This is a genomic window from Streptomyces sp. MUM 203J, assembly GCF_022414595.1.
Taxonomy (GTDB): domain Bacteria; phylum Actinomycetota; class Actinomycetes; order Streptomycetales; family Streptomycetaceae; genus Streptomyces.
Window position 1 is genome coordinate 1 of record NZ_JADWYO010000133.1, and the last position, 1,298, is coordinate 1,298.

Sequence of the window (1,298 nt, forward strand, 5' to 3'; positions counted from 1 at the left end):
GGGCCTTGACCCCGAATCCTGGACACGGGTTATGCGGCTGGTGTCAGCGTAGTTGATGTTGTTCTGGACGCTGTCTCGTAGGCGATCGGGCTGCGGTGTCCGAGGCGGGAGTGACGGCGTCGGGTGTTGTAGCGGTGCAGCCAGCGGAACGCGTCGAGGCGGGCTTCGCGCTCGCTGGACCAGCTCTTTCGGCCCTGGAGCGTCTCCCGCTTGAACGTCGCGTTGAACGACTCGGCGAGCGCGTTGTCCGCGCTGGAGCCGATCGCGCTCATGGACTGACGGACGCCGGCCTGGCGGCACGCGTCGGCGAACGCCCGGCTGGTGTACTGGGCGCCGTGGTCGGTGTGCATCACCGCCCCGGTGAGGCTGCCGCGGGTCCGTTCGGCCGCTGCCAGGGCATCGAGGACGAGATCGGTTCGCATGTGATCCGCGACCGCCCAGCCGACGAGGCGGCGCGAGGCGAGGTCGATGACAGTGGCCAGGTAGAGGAACTTCCCTCCGTCCAGCGGGAGATAGGTGATGTCGCCGACGTACTTCGTGTTCGGTTCACTCGCGGTGAAGTCGCGGCCGATCAGGTCCGGGGCCTTCGGCGCGGCCGGGTCCGCCACCGTGGTGCGGTGCCTGCGGCGCAAGCGCAGACCCGCCAGGCCGACCTGGCGCATCACGCGGGCGACCCGCTTGTGGTTGACCCGCTCGCCTTCCTCGCGGAGCTCGGCGGTAATCCTCGGGACGCCGTAGGTGCCGTCGGATTCCCGGTGCACGGCCCGTATTCGGACGGCCAGCCGGGCGTCGGACGCCTGCCGCGCGGCCCGGTCTGCAGCCGTTCGGCGCCAGTAGTAGAAGCTCGAGCGGGCGATGCCGAGGATGGTGCACAGCCGCTTCACGCCGTGGCGGCGCTGGTGATCGGCGACGAACTGGAAGCGGTTCACCAGCGCGTCTCCCCGGCGAAATACTTCGCCGCCTTCCGCAGGATCTCGCGTTCCTCCTCCAGCTCGCGGACCTTCTTGCGCAGTGCGGCGTTCTCCGTCTCCAGCGCCGTGGGCGGATCGGCCGGAACCTCGGCCCGGCATCCCCGAGGCCGACTCGCCCCGGCGGCCCGGACCCAGTTCCGCAACGTCTCCGGGTTGACCCCCAGATCAGTGGCGATCGACCTGATCGTCGCTCCAGGCCGCGACTCGTACAACGCGACCGCGTCCGCCTTGAACTCCGGCGGATAGTGCTTCATGACCACGGGACATCCTTTCTCCTGGACTCAAGATCCAAGTGTCTCGGGTGTCCAAGATCCGGGGTCAAGGCCC

At 69.0% G+C, this 1,298-nt stretch carries 1 protein-coding gene; it reads right to left on the minus strand.

What is annotated here, in order from left to right:
• Positions 1–29 precede the first annotated feature (29 nt).
• Positions 30–1,231, minus strand: a protein-coding gene (locus I3F58_RS29160; RefSeq protein ID WP_240111718.1) for an IS3 family transposase whose coding sequence is annotated in 2 segments (ribosomal slippage) — positions 30–946 and positions 946–1,231 — 1,203 coding nt in all. Because the reading frame shifts where the segments join, the coding sequence is not laid out codon by codon here.
• Positions 1,232–1,298 lie beyond the last annotated feature (67 nt).